This window comes from Brevundimonas terrae, from assembly GCF_011761985.1.
GTDB lineage: Bacteria > Pseudomonadota > Alphaproteobacteria > Caulobacterales > Caulobacteraceae > Brevundimonas > Brevundimonas terrae.
Genome location: NZ_JAASQT010000002.1, coordinates 628,452 through 647,494, shown reverse-complemented (window position 1 = coordinate 647,494; position 19,043 = coordinate 628,452). Strand labels below are relative to the sequence as shown.

Genomic DNA, 19,043 nt, shown 5'->3' with positions numbered 1-19,043 from the left:
ATGCGTGCCATTGCTATCGCTGCTGTTCTGTTCGCTGCAGCCCCTGCCTTTGCCGACGCGCCGGCTACCCGCGCGACCCTCGTTGACACCGCCAAGGCTCCGGCCGGCCGTCTGATCGTCGATGGCGCTGCATGGCGCTGTGAAGGCACCTCGTGCACGGCTTCGGGTGGCTCGGCCCAACCGGCACCGCGCGCTTGCCGCCGCGTTGTCGCCCGCATCGGCAAGGTCTCGGCCTTTGCCTATAAAGGCACCGAGCTGACCGCCGAAGAACTGGCCGTTTGCAACGCCGACTGATTTATCCCGCCCAGCGCCGATAAACTGACAACTACAAAAAAGGCCGCTCCCGATGGAGCGGCCTTTCTTTATTACCTGGCGATCCGATGGATCAGGCCGTTTCGCCCTTAAGGCGGGCCACAAGACGCTCGCGCGGGATCATCGGCACAATAGCACCCATATCCGGCCCATGCGCCTGTCCGGTCAGGGCCAGACGCAGAGGCATGAACAGCCCCTTGCCCTTGGCACCCGTCTCGGCCTTTACGGCACCAGTCCAGACAGACCAGACATCGGCACCGATTTCTTCGGGCAACAGCTTCAGCGCCGCCTCGGCAAAGGCCGCATCTTCGATCACCGGCGTGATCGGACCATTCACAATCGCAGCCAGCCCTTCAACTTCCTTGAAGAAATTCAGGTTCGGACGCACCACATTCCAGAAGTCCTCGCCCAGATCGACGCCCAGTTCAGCAAGACGCGGCTTGGCCACTTCGTACGGCATGACCTGCAATGCCTGAGCGTTCAGACGGCCCAGATCGGCTTCGTCATAACGCGCAGGCGAGCGGCCCATCTTGGAGAAGCTGAAACCTTCGCCCAGTTCCTGCATTGATGCCGCAATTTCGAGATTGTCCGAGGTACCGATCTTGCCGAGGTGGCTGGTGATCGCAATCGGCTCATAGCCGTCGGCGCGCATATCCATGATGGCCAGCGAACCAAGGCGCTTGGACAGGGCTGATCCATCGGCCCCCACCAAAAGCGGCATGTGCGCAAAGCCCGGCATCTTGGCACCCAGAGCTTCGAAAATCTCGATCTGCGCACCGGTATTGGTAACGTGATCCTCGCCACGGATGATGTGGGTGATCTCCATATCGATATCATCGACCACCGACGGCAGCGTGTAGAGGAACAGGCCGTCCGCGCGGATCAGCACAGGGTCCGACATCGAGGCGGTATCCACCTCGGCATGACCACGGGCCAGATCTTCCCACGACACGCGCTTGCCTTCCAGCTTGAAGCGCCAGTGCGGCTTGCGGCCTTCGGCCTCGTATGCGGCCTTCTGTTCGTCGGTCAGGTTCAAAGACGCACGGTCGTAGATCGGCGGCATACCGCGCGACAACTGCACCTTGCGGCGCAGATCCAGCTCTTCGGCCGTTTCATAGCAAGGATACAGGTGCCCCGACGCCTTCAGCTTATCGGCTGCGGCCTCGTAACGGTCAAAACGCTTGGACTGGTTGTAACGCTCGTCCCATTCCAGACCCAACCACTTCAGATCGATCTCGATATTGTCTTCCGACTCCTTGGTCGAACGAACCAGATCGGTATCGTCAATGCGCAGCACGAACGAGCCGCCCTGCCCCTTGGCGAACAACCAGTTCACCAGAGCGGTACGCACATTACCTACGTGCAGCTTACCCGTCGGTGACGGGGCGAAACGGACCTTAACGGACATGGCAGCCTTTGACCTCAAAACGAGGCGGTTTGGTCGCGCCGCCGTGGAGCGAAGTCAAGGGACCGAGACCATTATTGCCCCGACACCATCGACAAAACAAAGAAAAGGCCGCCTCGGAACGAAGCGGCCTTTCAAATCTCAGTCGTCGCGGTGAACGCGCTCGCGGCGCTCGTGTCGCTCTTGCGCCTCTACGGACAAGGTTGCCGTCGGTCGGGCCTCCAGTCGGCCCAGACCGATAGGTTCACCCGTCTCTTCGCAATATCCGTATGACCCTTCCTCGATACGACGCAGTGCTTCGTCGATCTTGGAAATCAGCTTGCGCTGGCGATCACGCGTCCGCAGCTCCAGTGCCCGATCGGCTTCGGAAGATGCCCGATCCACCAGATCAGGATGGTTTTCCGTTTCCGATTTAAGGTTCGTCACCGTTCCACGTGCTTCGAGAAGGATGTCTTCCTTCCACTGCAGCAGCTTGCCCTTGAAATAGGCCAGTTGCCGATCGTTCATAAACGGTTCGTCATCCGAAGGCCGGTACATTGCCGTTTCTTGACGGATCAAGGTCGCGGTTGCGTTCATTGGCTTAACGCTCGTTTGGTCGCGCCCCCCTGTGGCGCAGTGCCGCCTATATTAAACGATTCCCTAGTGCGCAATCCCACTATTCATCCTTTGATATAGCAACGCTATACAGATTGGTGGATAACTCCGTAAATCCATACCTATGATTGCATGATTTACCCAAGAAAAGCGGTCTTGCTGTAAAATCTCTAGGATTTACGACGACTTTCCGCCTTGGCTATTTCAACCGCAGCGCGAAGATCAATCTGATCGAGCACGGCCTTCAGGCCCGGCTCTTCATCACCATCGCGTGTCTCGCTCATGGCACGGGCCAGCCCCTGAAGGTTCACAGGCGAGGATTCTCCGCCCAAAAGCCCCAGTTTCAACTCGTCCAATTTGTCCAGCAGTGTCGATCCACGCCGGATGGCACGGCGGCGACGCTCCATCGGATCTTCGACCCCCTGCAATGCCATCAGCGCAGATAGCCCCGTCAAGCCCGCACTGGCACTGGAAGCACTGGCTGCACTTGCTGCCCCCGCCCCGCCTGCACCGGGCAGGCGAAAACCGTCAGCGTTTTTGGACGCCGGTCTGGACGCAGAGGGGACGGCGGGGCCGCCTACACCATTGACCTTCATCAGACTTGCTCCTGATCTAGCCTGCAATCTGGACTGCGGGGCTGAAATCTTGGTTAACGCCCCGGCATATTTTGCCGCACTGCCTACTCCAAGAATTTACCTACTATTGAAAACACTACGAAATTTCTTCGGCACGAAGTTCGCATGGTTAATCGCGAACACCTAAACAGGGACGCCTGTCGTATGCAGAAGTTTCTTACCACTCTTATAGCTCCGGCAGCAGCCCTCGCCTTTTTGGCCGTGGCTGCCCTGCCCTCGGACGCCCTGTCCCAGTCGCGCATCAAGGATGTGGCGTCGGTTGAAGGTGTGCGTACCAACCAGTTGATGGGCTATGGTCTGGTGGTCGGCCTCAACGGCACCGGCGACTCCCTTCGTAACTCCCCCTTCACCCGCCAGTCGGTCGAAGGGATGATGGAGCGTCAGGGCGTCAATATTCGCGGCACCACCGCAAACACCAAGAACGTCGCCGCCGTCATCGTCACCGCCGAACTACCGCCCTTCGCCGTCCCCGGTGGACGTCTGGATGTGACAGTATCGGCCATGGGCGATGCTAAGAGCTTGCTCGGCGGCACGCTGATGGTCACCGCCCTGCAAGGTGCCGACGGCCAGGTCTATGCCGTCGCCCAAGGCGCCGTTCAAACGGGTGCCGTCTCGGCTTCAGGGGGTTCGGGTTCATCCATTACACGCGGCGTGCCGACCGCAGGCCGCATTTCTTCGGGTGCCGTGGTCGAGCTGGAAACCGGCTTCAACCTGCAAGACATGGACATTTTGCGCCTCGCCCTGCGCAATCCTGACTTCACTACAGCCCAGCGCGTAGCGCAGGCCATCAACCAGACCTTCCCCGGCACCGCCCATGCCGAGAACGGCACGGTCATCGCCGTTCGCACGCCGCAGGGCCAGTCAGTCGCGGGGTTCATCAGCAGCGTCGAAAACCTGCCTGTATCTGTCGATACCCCCGCCAAGGTCGTCATCGACGAGGTCAATGGCGTGATCGTTATGGGCGAGGCCGTACGCGTCTCAACTGTCGCCATTGCCCAAGGCAACCTGACCGTATCGGTTCAGGAAAACCCGATGGTCAGCCAACCCAACCCGTTTGGTAACGGCCAGACGGTCGTCACCCCGCAGTCCTCGGTGACTGTCGAAGAAGAAATGGGGCGTCAGATGCAAATTGTGGGCGGCCAAACCTCTCTCTCATCACTGGTCAACGGCCTGAACGCCCTCGGGGTCAGCCCACGCGACATGATCTCCATCCTGCAAGCCATCAAGGCCGCAGGGGCCCTGCAAGCCGAAATCGAGGTGATCTGATGGACGCTTCCGAACTGAACCCCGCCCTGATCCGTCCGCTTGGCGGTTTTGGAACGCCACCCAAGGCCAAAAGCCCCGACCAAATGCGCCAGATCGCGCAGGATTTCGAGGCTAGCTACCTGTCCCAGATGCTCAAGCCCATGTTCGAAGGGCTCAGCACCGAGGCTCCCTTCGGCGGTGGCGCGGGCGAAGAAATGTGGCGCGGGTTTCTGGTCGAGGCCATGGCCAAGGAAACCTCCAAGGCTGGCGGTGTCGGCCTTGCGGACAAGGTCATGTCGCACATGCTTAAGGCACAGGAAGGCCTCGTATGAGTTTGGACGCTGAAATGGCGGGCCTTCAACTACAAAAGTTGATTGGTCTGACGGAACGACTGGATGCGCGTCTGCTGCAAGAACTTGAACTGGTTCGCAGCCACAAGGCAGCCGACATGGCGCACGGCATGGCCGAAACCGCAGAACTGGCGAACGAGTATCGCCGCGAGTCCGCCCGCCTCAAAGCCAATCCCGGACTGGTTGCCAATGCACCGCTGGAATTGAAGCAAACTCTAATCAGCGCCACCGAGCGGTTTGACGAAACGCTAGCGGTTCATTCCGAAGCCATCGAGGCCGCGCGCCGTATTTCCGAAGGACTGGTGCGTACGATTGCTTCCGAAGTGGCCAGCAACCGCGCCATGGGGACTGGCTATATGGCATCCGGTCATGCTGCATCCGGCGACGGACGCGCCGTCGCGCTGGATCGTAAGGCCTGATTAAACACGCGCCATCATAATGCCTTGCGTGTATGGTGATGAACCTTCAATTTACAACCCGTTCTTCAGTCAAGGCTTTGATTCCACCGTATGACGCTTGCCACACGCCTTTTAGGCTTGGCCTTCGCTTCGGCAGATGCGTTGATCGAGCTGGACAAACAAGGTGTCGTACGCTTCGCCTTGGGCGCTGGACCTGTGCCTACGGCACCCGTGGCCCAATGGGTTGGTCATCCCCTCGCTGACCGGCTCAGCCCCGAAGGGGCCGCTGCCCTCAAAGCCCTGATCCAGTCCCTGCCAGCGGGCCATCGCAGCCCGTCTGTGGATGTCGCCATTGATTGCGGTGGCAACCATCAACGCATGGCAAGACTGAATGTTTTTCGGCTGCCTGAACTGGCACCGGCGGTTTCCTGTTCCTTGTCCTATATCGACAAGACCGCCACGATCCGTCCCGTCACACATCCAGATTCAAGCTCGGATGAACTGCCCGAAGCACAGGACATGCTGGCCAATCTCAGGTTCCGCCTGCACGACGGCACAGAAAGCGATGTCCAGAAACTGGCACTCGCCTTTGTCGATGTCGCCGGTATGGACCGTGTTCCCACTGAACAGCGCCCCGAGATTTACGCCGGTCTAAACGCCACTTTGCGCTCTATCTCTCTGGACGGTCAGTCTGCGGGCCGACTGGCACATGACCGCTATGCTGTTGTGCATGCCCCCGATAATGGTCGCGATATCGATGCCGAGATCCGCGCCATAGGCGAGAACAAGGGCGTACCGCTAACCTCAAAATCCGGTAACTCGCCCTTGGGCAGTGATCCGGCATCGGCACTGCGGGCCATGCGTTTTGCGATCGAGGCCTGCCTGCGCGAAGACAATCTGGAAAACCCCGAAGCGCATTTCGCCGAGGCTTTGCAGCGTACGCTCAGGGACGCCGAGCGGTTCCGCAATATTGTCCGCGACCGCGATTTCGAGCTGCACTATCAACCGATTGTCGATCTGAAGACCCGCACGGTTCACCATCACGAAGCCCTGTCGCGCTTCCCGCGTTCAACCAGCCCCGGCCCCGCCATTCGCATGGCCGAAGAACTGGCCCTGATCGAAAGCTTTGACCGCACGGTCGCCGAAATGGCCATCAACCGCCTGAACAGGCCGGAAAATGCCTCTCTGAATGTCGCCGTCAACGTCTCGGGCGCGTCGCTATCCAACGACTCCTATGTCTCGGCTCTGTTGGCCATGACGGCCGATACGCCGCAAACCCGTAACCGTTTGCTGATCGAAGTGACCGAAACCGCAGCCCTTGCCGATATCGGCTCGGCCAATCGCCGCCTGACAGCCTTGAAAAATGCAGGCGTCAGAATCTGCATTGATGATTTCGGTGTCGGCTCGGCCAGTTTCGATTATCTGCGCGGCCTGAATGCCGACATCGTCAAGATCGACGGGTCTCTGGTACGCGGCCTGACGGATAATTCCCGCCACCGCACCATGATTGCCCATCTGGTAGAACTTTGCCGTTCGCTGGACATGGTGACAGTGGCCGAGATGGTCGAAACCGAAAGCGAAGCCATCACCCTGCATTCGCTCGGCGTCACCCACGGTCAGGGCTGGCTGTTCGGCAAGGCAGAGCCGGAACCGCGCACGCAGATCAACACCCCGTCGTCACGACGCAAGGGCGCTATGGACAGCTGGGGCTAGGCTCAACTCCTGCTCTATGCCGATGGCATCCAGAAAATGGCGATCATGACTGATGACCACAAGCGCACCGTCATAATCGGCCAATGCGGTTTCGATGGCTTCCACCGACGCGATATCCAGATGGTTCGTCGGTTCATCCAGCAACAGATAACGTGCCGGTTTTTCACCGCCCAACACACAGGCCAGCCCTGCCCTCAGGCGCTCGCCACCGGATAACTCGCCGACGCACTTCATCGCGGCTGTATTGCGGAACAGAAAACCCGCCAAAGCCGCCTGTGCCTGTTGCGGGGTGCATCCGGGATTGAGGCGCAGCCATGCATCGCGCACCGTCTCTTCAGGATGCAGAAGACTGACATCCTGATCCAGCACGGCCGCAGGTTCCAGAACTTCGGCCAAGCCATTATCAGGCTCAACCTGCCCTGATAGCAACGCCATCAATGTGGATTTACCCGCACCGTTCGGTCCGGTAATCGCCAAACGGAATGGTCCGGCCAGACGCATATCCAGCGGCCCCACTATGGTTCGCTCGCCATGCCGGACCACAGCCTGTTCCAGCCGCACAATCTCGCGGCCCGAGCCCAGACCTGTGCTGCTGATCCTGATGTCAGGGTTTCGGGTGCGGGCAACCGCCGCTTGGGCCTGTGACAAGTCGCTCTGGAGCGTATCCATCTTGCGCATGGCCAAGGTGTTTTCGCGTCCTGCGCTCTGCTGGGCTATACCTTTACGCCGACCAAGCAGGATTTTGGGCTGGCCGCCCTGTAGCGAAGCCCGCTTACCGGCACCATCGCGCCGGTCGCGGGCCTCGCGCTGGCTTTGCGCTTCTACCTTGGCGCTATCCATGGCTCGCTTGGCCTGTGACAAGGCCGCATCTGCTGACTGTCGCTCGGCATCGCGCGTGGCACGGTAAAGCTCGTAATTGCCACCATAAATGCGCGGCCCCAGTGGTGACAGCTCTACGATCCGGTCCACATGCTGCAACAGGTCGCGATCATGCGAGGCCACGATCAGACAGCCTTCCCAATCGCGGACAAGAGCCATAACGGCCTCGCGACCTTGGGCATCCATATGGTTGGTCGGCTCATCCAGCAGCACAATATCGGGCTGCGTCAGTTTTAAACCGGCCAGATAAACTCGCGTCCGCTCGCCGCCACTAAGGCTGGACATAGGGCGGGCAGGATCAAGTCCTGTCAGGCCAAGCGCCAACAGCGCCTTGTGCATACGCGGCTCTAGATCCCAGTCCGCCCGCTCCAAGTCGTCGTCGCTGGCAACACCGTCCAGAATACGGGTAATCCGCGCCCAGTCCTCGCCGACATTCAGGGCCTCGGCGACGGACATATCGGTAAACGCGCCCGTTTGCTGATCCAGACGCACCACATCACCCGCAACCGACACATGTCCGTCATCGGGCGCACGTTTCTGTGCGATCAGATCAAGCAGGGTCGATTTGCCGGAACCATTGGCACCGACAAGCCCGATGCGTTCGGCACCGACAGCAAGATTCAGATTTTCGAAAAGCGTAGAGTCGTCAGTTGTACGGGCGGCGACCGATACGAGGGTCGCGTATGCGGACGCGGACACGCTTGGCTTTAGGTTGGTTGGCATGGAGCACCACGAGCATCATTGCAGACAAAACCGTTGCGGTAGCCAGTGCGATGATCATGATATTCAAGCCTCCTAAAACTGTGCGGCGAACCAAAACATGGGGCCATGCGCGCCTGCATGCAAGTAGCTAAAAGTAACAAGCGAATGCCAAAACGTCACAGAATGACTGGCAAATGATTGGCGCCAGCTTGGGATTACCGGCCACCACACCTATCTAGGCACATATGAAACCCACGCGATCCACCCTCGATTTTTCCATCCAGACACCGGACGAACGTCGCGATGCCGAAGCCCGCCGTGCAAAATCTGTATCGCGCGTTCAGGCCGAAACCGGCATTGACGATGCGATGATCGACCGTCTGGTCGAGGGCTTCTACGACCGTGTGCGACAAGATCCCTTGATTGGTGCTGTCTTTATGGAACGGATCAGCGACTGGGGACCGCATCTGGCGCAGATGAAACTGTTCTGGTCGTCGGTGGCCCTGCATAGCGGCGTCTATCAGGGACGCCCGATGCCCAAACACCTGCCCCTTCCGATCGACGCCCGCCATTTTGACCGCTGGCTAGAGATTTTCGAGGCCACAGCGACGGAAATTTGCGGGCCTGTTGCCGGTCACCACTTCATTGTCCGCGCCCGCCGCATTGCCCAAAGTCTGGAACTGGGCATCGCCAATGCCAATGGCGTTTTGTTGGATCACGGCCAGCGTTTTGTGCGTTCCGACACAGGCTGAACACCGGAAGAGGCATAAGCCTCTCGACTAATGTTCAATCTTTGTTCTAGATACAGCTCCTCCCTTCTGTTTGCGTGTTTGCGGCTTCCATGAGCGAAAAACATAACTTCATCCGCGTGCGTGGCGCCCGTCAGCACAACCTCAAGAATGTCGATATCGACATTCCGCGCGAGCAGTTGGTGGTGATGACCGGCCTATCCGGCTCGGGCAAATCCTCGCTGGCGTTCGACACTATCTATGCCGAGGGTCAGCGCCGCTATGTCGAGAGTCTGTCGGCCTATGCCCGCCAGTTTCTGGAACTGATGGGCAAACCGGATGTGGACCTGATCGAAGGCCTGTCTCCGGCCATCTCGATTGAACAGAAGACCACATCCAAGAACCCGCGCTCGACGGTCGGCACGGTCACGGAAATCCATGACTATATGCGTCTGCTGTGGGCGCGCGTAGGTATCCCCTATTCGCCCGTCACGGGCCTGCCTATCGAAAGCCAGACCATCAGCCAGATGGTCGACAAGCTGTCTGCCTTGCCCGAAGGCGAGCGCATCATGCTGCTGGCCCCCGTCGTGCGCGGTCGCAAGGGCGAGTATAAAAAGGAAATCGCCGAGTGGCAGCGTCAGGGCTTCCAGCGCCTGAAGATCGATGGCGAGCTTTATGCCATCGAGGACGCCCCGACCCTCGACAAAAAGTTCAAACACGACATCGACATCGTGGTGGATCGTATTGTCACCAAGGCTGGCCTTGAAAGCCGCTATGCCGACAGTCTGCAAACCGCTCTGGGACTGGCCGATGGTCTGGCTGTGGCCGAATGGCTCAAACCAGCCGAGGGTGAAACCGAACCACGCACCCTGATCTTCTCGGAACGGTTCGCCTGTCCCGTATCGGGTTTCACCATTACCGAGATCGAACCGCGCCTGTTCTCGTTCAACAACCCGTTCGGGGCCTGTCCCAAATGTGACGGTCTAGGCGTAAAGCTGGCATTCGATGCCGATCTGGTCGTGCCGGATCGCGACAAGACCCTGCATGGTGGAGCCATTGCGCCATGGTCGCGCGGCCAGTCACCGCTCTACACCCAGACCCTACAGGCGCTGTCGCTGCACTATGGCTTCTCGATGGACAAGCCGTGGCGCGAGCTTACGGCCAGTGCCCAGAAGGTCATTCTGCAAGGCACCGGCAGCGAGAAGATCAAGTTCGTCTATGACGACAATGCCCGCAAATACGAAGTCTCCAAGCCGTTCGAAGGCATTATGCCGAACCTGGAGCGTCGCTGGCGCGAGACGGACTCGGCATGGGTGCGTGAGGAACTGGGCCGCTACCAGTCCGAAACGCCTTGCGATGCCTGTGATGGCAAACGTCTGAAACCCGAAGCTCTGGCCGTTAAGGTCGGCACGGCAGATATTGCCGAGATATCGGTGCTGTCCATTTCCAAGGCCTTCCTCTGGTTCTCGACGCTGGAAGACAGCTTAACCGAGAAACAGATGGAGATTGCGCGCCGCATCCTGAAGGAGATCACCGACCGGTTGCGCTTCTTGAACAATGTCGGTCTTGAATATCTGAACATGTCGCGCGCGTCCGGCACATTGTCGGGCGGCGAGAGCCAGCGTATCCGTCTGGCCAGCCAGATCGGTTCGGGTCTGACCGGCGTGCTTTATGTGCTGGACGAACCGTCCATCGGCCTGCACCAGCGCGACAATACCCGCCTGCTGGAAAGCCTGCGCGGACTGCGTGATCTCGGTAACTCGGTGTTGGTGGTCGAACACGACGAAGAAGCCATCCTGACCGCCGACTACGTCATCGATATGGGCCCCGGTGCGGGTGCGCACGGTGGTACCGTCCGTGCCGAGGGTACGCCAGAACAGGTCATGGCCAATCCGCAAAGCCTGACGGGTCAATATCTGACGGGAACGCGCGAAATCCCGCTGCCGCCAGAAGGTCGCCGCCCGATCAACCGCAAGAAAATGCTGACCATTTCAGGTGCGACGGGCAATAATCTGAAGAACGTCACTGGTTCAATTCCGGTCGGCGTTTTCAACTGCATCACCGGCGTATCCGGTGGCGGCAAGTCCACCTTTACCATCGAGACGCTGTACAAGGCTGCGGCTCGCCGTCTGCACAATGCTTCGGCCGCCCCTGCCCACCATGACCGGATCGAAGGCCTGAACCACTTCGACAAGGTCATCGATATCGACCAGTCGCCGATTGGCCGCACACCGCGCTCCAACCCCGCCACCTATACGGGGGCCTTCAACCCGATCCGTGACTGGTTCGCGGGTCTGCCTGAATCCAAGGCACGCGGTTATGGACCGGGGCGTTTCAGCTTTAACGTCAAGGGCGGTCGCTGCGAGGCCTGTCAGGGCGATGGCGTCATCAAGATCGAGATGCACTTCCTGCCGGATGTTTACGTCACCTGCGACGTCTGCAAGGGCAAACGCTATAACCGCGAAACGCTGGAAATTCTGTTCAAGGGCAAGAGCATTTCCGACGTGCTGGATATGACTGTCGAGGAAGCCGGCAAGTTCTTCGAGGCCGTACCGTCGATCCGCGACAAGATGCTGACACTGGCCCGTGTGGGGCTGGGCTATGTCAAGGTCGGCCAACCTGCCACCACCCTGTCGGGCGGCGAGGCCCAGCGCGTCAAGCTGTCCAAAGAACTGTCACGTCGCGCCACTGGCAAGACCCTGTATATCCTCGACGAGCCGACCACAGGGCTGCATTTCGAAGACACGCGCAAACTGTTGGAAGTGCTTCAGGAGCTGGTCGATAACGGCAACACCATTGTTGTCATCGAACACAATCTCGATGTCATCAAGGTCGCCGACTACATCCTCGACTTCGGCCCCGAGGGCGGTGATGGCGGTGGCGAGATTGTCGCCATTGGCACCCCCGAAGAGGTCGCCGCCAACAAAAACAGCTGGACCGGCAAGTACCTCAAAGACGTGCTGGATCGGCACGAGAAACGCCGCAAGGCACGGGTCGCCCAACTGGCAACCGGATAAACAAAAAGGCCGGATCACCTTCAGGGCGATCCGGCCTTTTCATTATCGTTCAACTGTCTGTCAGTTCGGCTTCAGCATCCGGTAGGCCGCCGCAAACGGCGCATACAGGATCAATGCCTGCGCCGAGGCCATCAGCAGGCTAAGCACAACCGTGCCAATAAAGCCGGTAACCGTCAGGGCCGTTACACCCTGCCCTGTCAGCAGGCCAAAACCTCCACCCGAAATGGCGGCAAACGGCATGGAAATAATATTGACCAGCAGGTTCACGCCAAACGACAGAATGCCCGCCAAGAATGCCATGCCCAGCAACGGCCAGAAATGACCCTTGGTCATGCGGAAGCTGTCCATAATGGCGATACGCTTCTCGGCCACGGTAATCGGCACCGCAAGGCTGAACTTCACCCCGAACCAGATCGCAAAAGCCACGACGCCGCAGAAGACCAGCAAACCGACCAACATCGCTGCGGCCATCCCGCCCATAGCGGCCACACCCACAATCCCACCGGCGAGCAAGATTACAGCACTCCAGACCACGGTCAGAGCCAAAATCACCACAAAGGTGTTCAACTCGTCACGGCCAAGGCGAAGATAACCGAACCGGCTGTCTTCTGGCGTCAGAATGGCCCGCACTACAGCAGGATAGGTTACTGCCGTCGCGATCAGTGACAGCGGCAAGGCCACAATGATCACGCGGCCATAGGCCCCCATGATCTTCATGGCCTCTGCTTCGTCAGGCTGCTGGCCGCTTTGAATGTTGGCAACCACCTCCATCAACTGGACAAAAGGTTGGTATGCCAGCGCGACAGCAATCGCACTCGTCACCGCATAGACCAGCGACAGCCACAACAGCAGCACAGGCTTCTGGCGGGTGATGCGGAATCCTTCGAACACCGCATCTGTTGCCCCGAATTTCATAGGCAGATCCTTATTAGAGTTCCGGCGTAACGACCGGAGCAGCCTGTTGTTCAACAGACGGTTTCAGTTGACGCCATGCGGACGTGTACGGGGCAATGGACAGAACCGAATTCACGCCCTGCATGAAGAAAGTCGGTACGGCCAACAACACTCCACCAATAATGGCAAAGGGCACCCAGTTCCACTGGGACGGGTCTGCACCCATATTCACCATGCCCGTGGCACCGCCAATGAGGCCCAGCAAAATAATGACCACCATCAGGACAATCATCCAGACAATGCTAATGGCCAGCGCGATCAGAACCGATAGGAAAACCGTGCCCAACAGCGGCCAGAAATGCCCCTTGGATGCCTTCCATGCCGGAACCAGCGCAAAGGTGTTCAGGTCAACACTGGCCGGAATAAGCAGACACAGACGAACTCCTGCCCAAATCAATGGCAGCACCGCCAGCAGGGCAACAAAAATACCGGCCCCCACACCTGCGGCCTCTGTACCACTGCTGTAACCCACGATCACGCCGACAAGTACCGCGATCATGCCAACAACCATGGCCACCACGCAGAAGCCGAGCACAAGCGCGATATAGGTCACGAAGACCCACAACTCGTCCATGCTGGCGCGCAGACCGATAAAGCGGCCTGTTCCCTTGTCTAGCACCAAGCGCACAATGGCGCCGATTATCGGGATCAGCAGCACGAACTGCAAAATCGAAGACAGATTGGCGAGCATGTTCAGCCCGATCATCTCGTTCATCGCTTCGGGATTATCGACCAGAACCTCGAAATTGCCTGCTATCCAGACAAACATCGGAATGACGGGAATGGTCGGCAAAACAATCAGCAATGCGCCCCATGCCACAACCCACCAAGGGCGAGCGCGCACTAATGCAAAGCTGTCCGCGAACACCTTACCGATATCGTATTGAACACGCATCTTGATGGAATCTCCCTCCCGAGCCTCGCGCAGAGATTAAGCGATGTTTGTTCAACATGACAGCGGGCCTTTTCACCGCTAGAAGCCGCTGCATGTCCACCCAATCCCCTATTCGCCCTGTCCACGTCATTGGCGGCGGCATGGCCGGTTCCGAAGCCGCCTGGCAGATCGCCAATGCTGGCGTCCCTGTCATCCTGCACGAGATGCGCCGCGACGAGACAGCCGCCGACGGTTCGACCGTCGAGATTCGCACCGATGCCCACCAGACTGCCGGTCTGGCCGAACTGGTATGCTCCAACTCGTTCCGTTCGGACGACTGGGAGTATAATGCTGTCGGCCTGCTGCATCAGGAAATGCGCGAACTGAACAGCATCATCATGGCCTGCGGTCACGACCATCAGGTCCCCGCCGGTGGTGCGCTGGCTGTGGACCGTGACGGTTTCTCGGATGCCGTGACCAAGAAGCTGTCCGAGCACCCGCTGATCACCATCGTGCGCGAAGAAGTCGCCGGTATCCCGCCCGAAGAGTGGGACAATGTCATCGTCGCCACCGGCCCGCTGACGTCACAGGCGCTGGCCGATGCCATCCTCAAACTGGGTGGCGAAGAAGGGCTCAGCTTCTTTGACGCTATTGCCCCGATCGTCCACGCCGACAGCATCAATTTCGACATTGCGTGGCGCCAGTCGCGCTATGACAAGGAAGGCCCCAGCGGCGAGACGGCGGCCTATGTCAACTGTCCGATGGACAAGGAACAGTACGACGCCTTTATCGACGCCCTGCTGGCCAGCCCGACTGCTGTGTCCAAGGAATGGGAACACGTCCCCTATTTCGATGGCTGTCTGCCCATCGAGGTCATGTCCGAGCGTGGTCGCGAGACTCTGCGTCACGGCCCGATGAAGCCGGTCGGCCTGACCAATCCGCGCAACCCCACCGTGAAATGCCACGCCATTGTCCAGCTGCGTCAGGATAATGCCCTTGGCACGCTGTATAATATCGTCGGCTTCCAGACCAAGATGAAGTACGGGGCCCAGACCGAGGTCCTGCGTATGATCCCGGGTCTGGAAAATGCACAGTTCGCCCGTCTGGGTGGCCTACACCGCAACACCTATCTGAACAGCCCCAAACTGCTGGACAAGCAGTTGCGCCTCAAGGCCATGCCGCGTCTGCGCTTTGCCGGTCAGGTCACGGGCGTCGAAGGCTATGTCGAGAGCGCAGCCATGGGTCTGTTGACCGGTCGTCTGGCTGCGGCTCAGTCACTGGGCAAGGCACTGTCCGTCCCGCCGCCGGAAACGGCAATGGGCGCACTGGTGGAACACATTACCGGTGGCCACATGGCGGGTTCGAAATTCCAGCCGATGAACATCAACTATGGTCTGCTGCCGCCGCTGGAAGCGCCCAAGGTTGATGAAGAAGGCAAGCGCATCCATCCCAAGGAACGCGGACGCGCCAAGAAGCGCCTGCAAAGCATACGCGGCCTTGAAGCCCTCAAGGCTTGGCGCGACGCCAACGCCTGATCAGGCCGGACCAAAAAAGAAGGCGGTGACCACGGTCACCGCCTTTTCTCTTATCTCACAGCATTGATCAGCACCGACGCAGACCACATCACGATCGGCGGACTGGCGATGATCAGGGCCAGCTTGTACTGACGTCGCATCAGCATCCACCATGCAATCAACGGGCAGAGCATCAGGCTGCAATACGGCACCATGGTCAACAGCGCGGTGCCCAGCGGCACCGTGCCCGCCCGAAAGCCGCCCCAGACCATAATAACCGGCAATAGTCCCACAATCGTCCCGGCGAGGCCGAACAGGGTCGTTACCGCCAGCCACATGGATGCCGGTTTCCTCAGGTGTGCTTCAGACATCAGATACGGCCCCTCACCGTGTTCCAGAATAGTTGTAGCCGTTTGACGGGTTCGGGTGCCGAACGCGACAGGCTGGCATGGGCGACCGCCGGAAACGCCTTGGCCGGAAGTGCTTTCAGCGCCCTGTTGGCCTTTGCGCGCAAGGCCTTGGCCTCGGCATCCCGCCCCGTCTGCATCAAACCAAACAGCTTGCCAGCCTCGGCAACAGCCGCATCATGGCCCTTGCCAGCCAATATCTGAACCGCGATCTGCATCGGTGCCACAAAGAAGGCATCCAGATCGTGAGGCTGATTATGAACACGGCCGATGTGAGCCTCGATCAAGGCATCAAACTGCGCCCGTTCCAATGCACGACGTGTTGCAAGCTCGGTCAGTGCCTCCAGAATAGGATGGCCTTTGCGCGGCGTGTTGGAAAATACCCCGTCCAACTGCTCGGCCCACCACGTAAATCGCATCTCGGCCAGTAAGGGCTGGGTGACGCGCGTAGGGATGGCCAGCAACTCGGCCTCGAATGCATAGAGGGTGATAAGGTCGGCGCGTGCCTGAAGATCATCAACAAAGCGGCTGGACAGCCAACGGTCAATGTCGGCCACGCGGACCTGTGAGTCTAGATCTAGGGAAGTCATGTTGCCCATGCCATGCGGCACCCTGCCCCGTGGCGCAAGCCCGAACGACACAACGCACCTGCGACCAAAAAGAAACCCGCCCTTTCTTACGAAAGAGCGGGTCTATGTCTTTAGGTTTCGCTGTCCTTACGGACGGCTGGCCATGCCCAGCTTGACGGGCTTCAGGTCGTCCTTGTCGCGGTCGATATTACCGCGCTTGACGCCCCAGAGCAGCACGACCGGCGTGCCGACATAGATCGACGAGAAGGTACCGATGACAATACCGATCATCAGAACGATCGAGAAGTCGAACAGGGCCTCACCGCCAAACAGAGCCAGAACCGCCAGAACACCAACGGCTGTCACACCGGTAATGATCGTACGCGACAGGGTTTCGTTCAGCGACTGATCGATAACGTCCTTGAGTGGCATGGTTTTGTACTTGCGCAGGTTCTCGCGCAGGCGGTCAAATACAACCACGGTATCGTTCATCGAATAACCGATAACCGTCAGAATGGCGGCCACGGTATTCAGGCTGAACTCGAAGCGGAACAGAACGATCAGTCCAAAGGTCAGGATCACGTCGTGAAGCAGACCGATGATGGCACCGAAACCGAACTGAGGCTCGAAGCGGAACCAGATGTAGAGGAACATCAGGAAAATGGCTGCGCCCAGTGCATAGATGCCTGAACGGAACAGTTCGCCAGAGACCTTGGAACCCACGACGCTGACACCCGAATAGGTGACCTCGCCAACTGAGTCGCTGATCGCTTTTTCAACGCGAGCAACGACTTCGGACTGATTGGCACCGTCGGGAATCTGGAAACGGATCAGAGCGGCAGAGTCACTGTCGATACCCTGAACCTGTACGTCACCAAGGTCGAGATCGCCCATGGCAGTACGCACTTTATCAAGCTCCAGAACCTGACCGGCAGGCTTGCTCACTTCCATCGAGGCACCACCACGGAAGTCGATACCCAGGTTCAACCCCGGATAGAAACAACCCACGATCGAGGCCACGCAAAGAAGTACAGCCAAACCGCCCATAAGCTTGGAGTGTTTGACGAACTGGAAGTTCGTTGTCTGCGGAAGCAGTTTGATGAGAGGCCATCCACGCATCGGCATTACTCCGCAATCGGCAGTTTTTTAGGCTTGGCCACTTTGAGCCAGTAGCCAAGCAGAACTTGGGCAACCATCACCGACGAGAACATCGAGGTGAAGACGCCAATGGTCAGGGTCCATGCGAAGCCGCGAACCGGACCGGCACCGAACATGAACATGATCAGGGCCGCCACAAGGGTCGTCAGGTTGGCGTCAACAATGGTGCCCATGGCGCGGTTGAAACCGGCATCCATAGTCGCGATAGGCGAACGTCCCAGACGGGCTTCGTCACGCATACGCTCATAGATCAGCACGTTGGCATCAACGGCCACGGCGAACGTCAACACCAGACCGGCAATACCGGGCAGGGTCAGGGTTGCGCCGATAAGCGACATGGCTGCCACGATCAGGATACCGTTCAGGATCAAGCCCAGAACAGAGATACCGCCGAACAGGAAGCCGTAGGCACCGATCATGAAGACAATGATCAGGCCAAAGCCGATCATGGTCGAAATCGCACCCGCCTTAACAGCATCAGCCCCCAGTTCCGCAGTCACCACGCGGCGCTCTTCAACCTTCAGCGGAGCCGGAAGGGCACCACCATTCAGAAGGTTCACCAGTTCCGAAGCGGACTGGATCGAGAAGCTGCCGGTAATCTGGCCGCTACCGCCGGTAATCGGCGACTGGATGGTCGGTGCCGAAATAACCTTGCCGTCCAGAATGATGGCAAAAGGCTTGCCGATGTTCTGGGCTGTAGCCTCGCCAAAGCGACGTGCGCCTTGACCATCGAACTGGAAGTCGATGGCCGGACGGCCCGACTGGTCCGAGCCAACATTGGCGCGGGTCAGGTTTTCACCCGAAACCAGCACGCGGCGCTTCACCAGATACGGCGTGCCGGCATCATCGGCCAGCAGTTCCGAATCCGGAGCCACACGGCCTGCCAATGCGTCCTGAAGACCCGTGGCGCTGGTATCAACCATCTGGAAAGTCAGCTGGGCGGTTTGGCCCACCAGACGTTCCAGCTCGGCCGGATCGCTCTGACCCGGGGCCTGAACCACAATACGGTCCGAGCCCTGACGGGTGATCGAGATTTCCTTGGTGCCCGAGCTGTCGAGACGGCGGCGTACAACCTCGATCGACTGGTCGACGGCAGTTGCACCCATATTGGCCATAGCCAGATCGGTGAAGCCGTAACGGATACGGTTACCGCTGAGGCGCGAAACCTGACGATCCGAAACGCCGGTCGAACCGACGCCCGTATTGGCCATGTCACGCAGCGTTTTCAGGGCTGTATCGAACTGGGCACCATCGGCCACAGTGATAACAACACCGCTATCTTCACGTTGCAGATTGCCAATATTAACGCGCTGCTCGCCCAGCGAGACGCGAACATCTTCAATCAGGTTACCCACGCGCTTCTCGCGCATGGCCGGAACATCGACTTCCAACAGGAGGTAAGAGCCCCCCTGAAGGTCCAGACCGAGGTTCACACCATTTTTCGGCAGCCAGCCCGGCAGCGCAGCGCGCTGCTCGGGCGTGAGCATGCTCGGGAAGGCCAGCAGTAGCCCGAAAACGAGCGACAGCGAGACCAAGACGACTTTCCAGCGTGCAAGCTGAATCATGTCAGGGCTTCTCCGGGCGGCTTA

Annotated in this window: 18 protein-coding genes; 8 read left to right on the top strand and 10 right to left on the bottom strand. The window is 59.1% G+C overall.

The window, feature by feature from the left end; all coding sequences use genetic code 11:
- Entirely contained in the window at positions 1 to 294 is a 294-nt protein-coding gene (locus FHS64_RS07845; protein ID WP_167177433.1) for a DUF8200 family protein, read from the top strand.
- Positions 295 to 385: 91 nt separating this feature from the next.
- On the opposite strand, the gene gltX is transcribed toward FHS64_RS07845, so the two are convergent.
- The 3 genes from gltX to FHS64_RS07830 all read right to left on the bottom strand — a co-directional run bounded on the left by gltX (position 386) and on the right by FHS64_RS07830 (position 2,907).
- Complete coding sequence (gltX, locus tag FHS64_RS07840; protein WP_167177431.1) at positions 386 to 1,720, bottom strand: glutamate--tRNA ligase; 1,335 nt, start codon at positions 1,718 to 1,720, stop codon at positions 386 to 388.
- 138 nt (positions 1,721 to 1,858) lie between these two features.
- On the bottom strand, positions 1,859 to 2,293 hold the full coding sequence (gene dksA, locus FHS64_RS07835; protein ID WP_167177430.1) for an RNA polymerase-binding protein DksA: 435 nt from the start codon (positions 2,291 to 2,293) through the stop codon (positions 1,859 to 1,861).
- Between the two features lie 188 nt (positions 2,294 to 2,481).
- The gene (locus FHS64_RS07830; RefSeq protein ID WP_167177428.1) at positions 2,482 to 2,907 is read right to left on the bottom strand and encodes a flagellar assembly protein FliX; all 426 of its coding nucleotides are present in this window, start codon (positions 2,905 to 2,907) and stop codon (positions 2,482 to 2,484) included.
- Positions 2,908 to 3,090: 183 nt separating this feature from the next.
- On the opposite strand from FHS64_RS07830, the gene FHS64_RS07825 reads away from it, so the two are divergent.
- The 4 genes from FHS64_RS07825 to FHS64_RS07810 all read left to right on the top strand — a co-directional run bounded on the left by FHS64_RS07825 (position 3,091) and on the right by FHS64_RS07810 (position 6,652).
- Positions 3,091 to 4,212, top strand: coding sequence for a flagellar basal body P-ring protein FlgI (locus FHS64_RS07825; RefSeq protein WP_167177426.1), 1,122 nt, complete (start codon positions 3,091 to 3,093; stop codon positions 4,210 to 4,212).
- Positions 4,212 to 4,523 (top strand): rod-binding protein, encoded by a 312-nt coding sequence (locus tag FHS64_RS07820; protein ID WP_167177424.1) that lies wholly within the window; start codon positions 4,212 to 4,214, stop codon positions 4,521 to 4,523. Before FHS64_RS07825 ends, FHS64_RS07820 begins: the two co-directional genes overlap by 1 nt.
- Complete coding sequence (locus FHS64_RS07815; protein WP_167177422.1) at positions 4,520 to 4,960, top strand: flagellar basal-body protein FlbY; 441 nt, start codon at positions 4,520 to 4,522, stop codon at positions 4,958 to 4,960. The genes FHS64_RS07820 and FHS64_RS07815 overlap by 4 nt, the downstream gene beginning before the upstream one ends.
- A 90-nt stretch (positions 4,961 to 5,050) precedes the next feature.
- Positions 5,051 to 6,652 carry an EAL domain-containing protein gene (locus FHS64_RS07810; RefSeq protein ID WP_167177420.1) on the top strand — a complete coding sequence of 534 codons (1,602 nt, stop codon included), beginning with the start codon at positions 5,051 to 5,053 and terminating at the stop codon, positions 6,650 to 6,652.
- Here FHS64_RS07810 and FHS64_RS07805 read toward each other — a convergent pair.
- Positions 6,617 to 8,230 carry an ATP-binding cassette domain-containing protein gene (locus tag FHS64_RS07805; RefSeq protein WP_208380692.1) on the bottom strand — a complete coding sequence of 538 codons (1,614 nt, stop codon included), beginning with the start codon at positions 8,228 to 8,230 and terminating at the stop codon, positions 6,617 to 6,619. The genes FHS64_RS07810 and FHS64_RS07805 overlap by 36 nt on opposite strands.
- Positions 8,231 to 8,478: 248 nt before the next feature.
- Here FHS64_RS07805 and FHS64_RS07800 point away from each other — a divergent pair, with 248 nt between their 5' ends.
- Positions 8,479 to 8,985: a group III truncated hemoglobin gene (locus FHS64_RS07800; protein WP_167177416.1), complete on the top strand. Its 507-nt coding sequence runs from the start codon at positions 8,479 to 8,481 to the stop codon at positions 8,983 to 8,985.
- A gap of 89 nt (positions 8,986 to 9,074) precedes the next feature.
- On the top strand, positions 9,075 to 11,978 hold the full coding sequence (gene uvrA / locus FHS64_RS07795) for an excinuclease ABC subunit UvrA (RefSeq protein ID WP_167177414.1): 2,904 nt from the start codon (positions 9,075 to 9,077) through the stop codon (positions 11,976 to 11,978).
- Between the two features lie 60 nt (positions 11,979 to 12,038).
- Here the strand turns inward: uvrA and FHS64_RS07790 are convergent, their stop codons facing one another.
- Complete coding sequence (locus FHS64_RS07790) at positions 12,039 to 12,893, bottom strand: hypothetical protein (RefSeq protein WP_167177412.1); 855 nt, start codon at positions 12,891 to 12,893, stop codon at positions 12,039 to 12,041.
- Positions 12,894 to 12,906: 13 nt separating this feature from the next.
- Positions 12,907 to 13,827, bottom strand: coding sequence for a hypothetical protein (locus FHS64_RS07785; protein WP_167177410.1), 921 nt, complete (start codon positions 13,825 to 13,827; stop codon positions 12,907 to 12,909).
- 92 nt (positions 13,828 to 13,919) lie between these two features.
- Here FHS64_RS07785 and trmFO point away from each other — a divergent pair, with 92 nt between their 5' ends.
- Positions 13,920 to 15,341 carry a methylenetetrahydrofolate--tRNA-(uracil(54)-C(5))-methyltransferase (FADH(2)-oxidizing) TrmFO gene (gene trmFO / locus FHS64_RS07780; RefSeq protein WP_167177408.1) on the top strand — a complete coding sequence of 474 codons (1,422 nt, stop codon included), beginning with the start codon at positions 13,920 to 13,922 and terminating at the stop codon, positions 15,339 to 15,341.
- 50 nt (positions 15,342 to 15,391) lie between these two features.
- On the opposite strand, the gene FHS64_RS07775 is transcribed toward trmFO, so the two are convergent.
- The 4 genes from FHS64_RS07775 to secD all read right to left on the bottom strand — a co-directional run bounded on the left by FHS64_RS07775 (position 15,392) and on the right by secD (position 19,019).
- On the bottom strand, positions 15,392 to 15,691 hold the full coding sequence (locus tag FHS64_RS07775; protein ID WP_167177406.1) for a hypothetical protein: 300 nt from the start codon (positions 15,689 to 15,691) through the stop codon (positions 15,392 to 15,394).
- The gene (locus tag FHS64_RS07770; RefSeq protein WP_167177404.1) at positions 15,691 to 16,317 is read right to left on the bottom strand and encodes a squalene/phytoene synthase family protein; all 627 of its coding nucleotides are present in this window, start codon (positions 16,315 to 16,317) and stop codon (positions 15,691 to 15,693) included. The genes FHS64_RS07775 and FHS64_RS07770 overlap by 1 nt, the downstream gene beginning before the upstream one ends.
- A gap of 126 nt (positions 16,318 to 16,443) precedes the next feature.
- Positions 16,444 to 17,421 (bottom strand): protein translocase subunit SecF, encoded by a 978-nt coding sequence (gene secF, locus FHS64_RS07765; RefSeq protein ID WP_167177402.1) that lies wholly within the window; start codon positions 17,419 to 17,421, stop codon positions 16,444 to 16,446.
- Positions 17,421 to 19,019 carry a protein translocase subunit SecD gene (gene secD / locus FHS64_RS07760; RefSeq protein WP_167177400.1) on the bottom strand — a complete coding sequence of 533 codons (1,599 nt, stop codon included), beginning with the start codon at positions 19,017 to 19,019 and terminating at the stop codon, positions 17,421 to 17,423. The genes secF and secD overlap by 1 nt, the downstream gene beginning before the upstream one ends.
- Positions 19,020 to 19,043 lie beyond the last annotated feature (24 nt).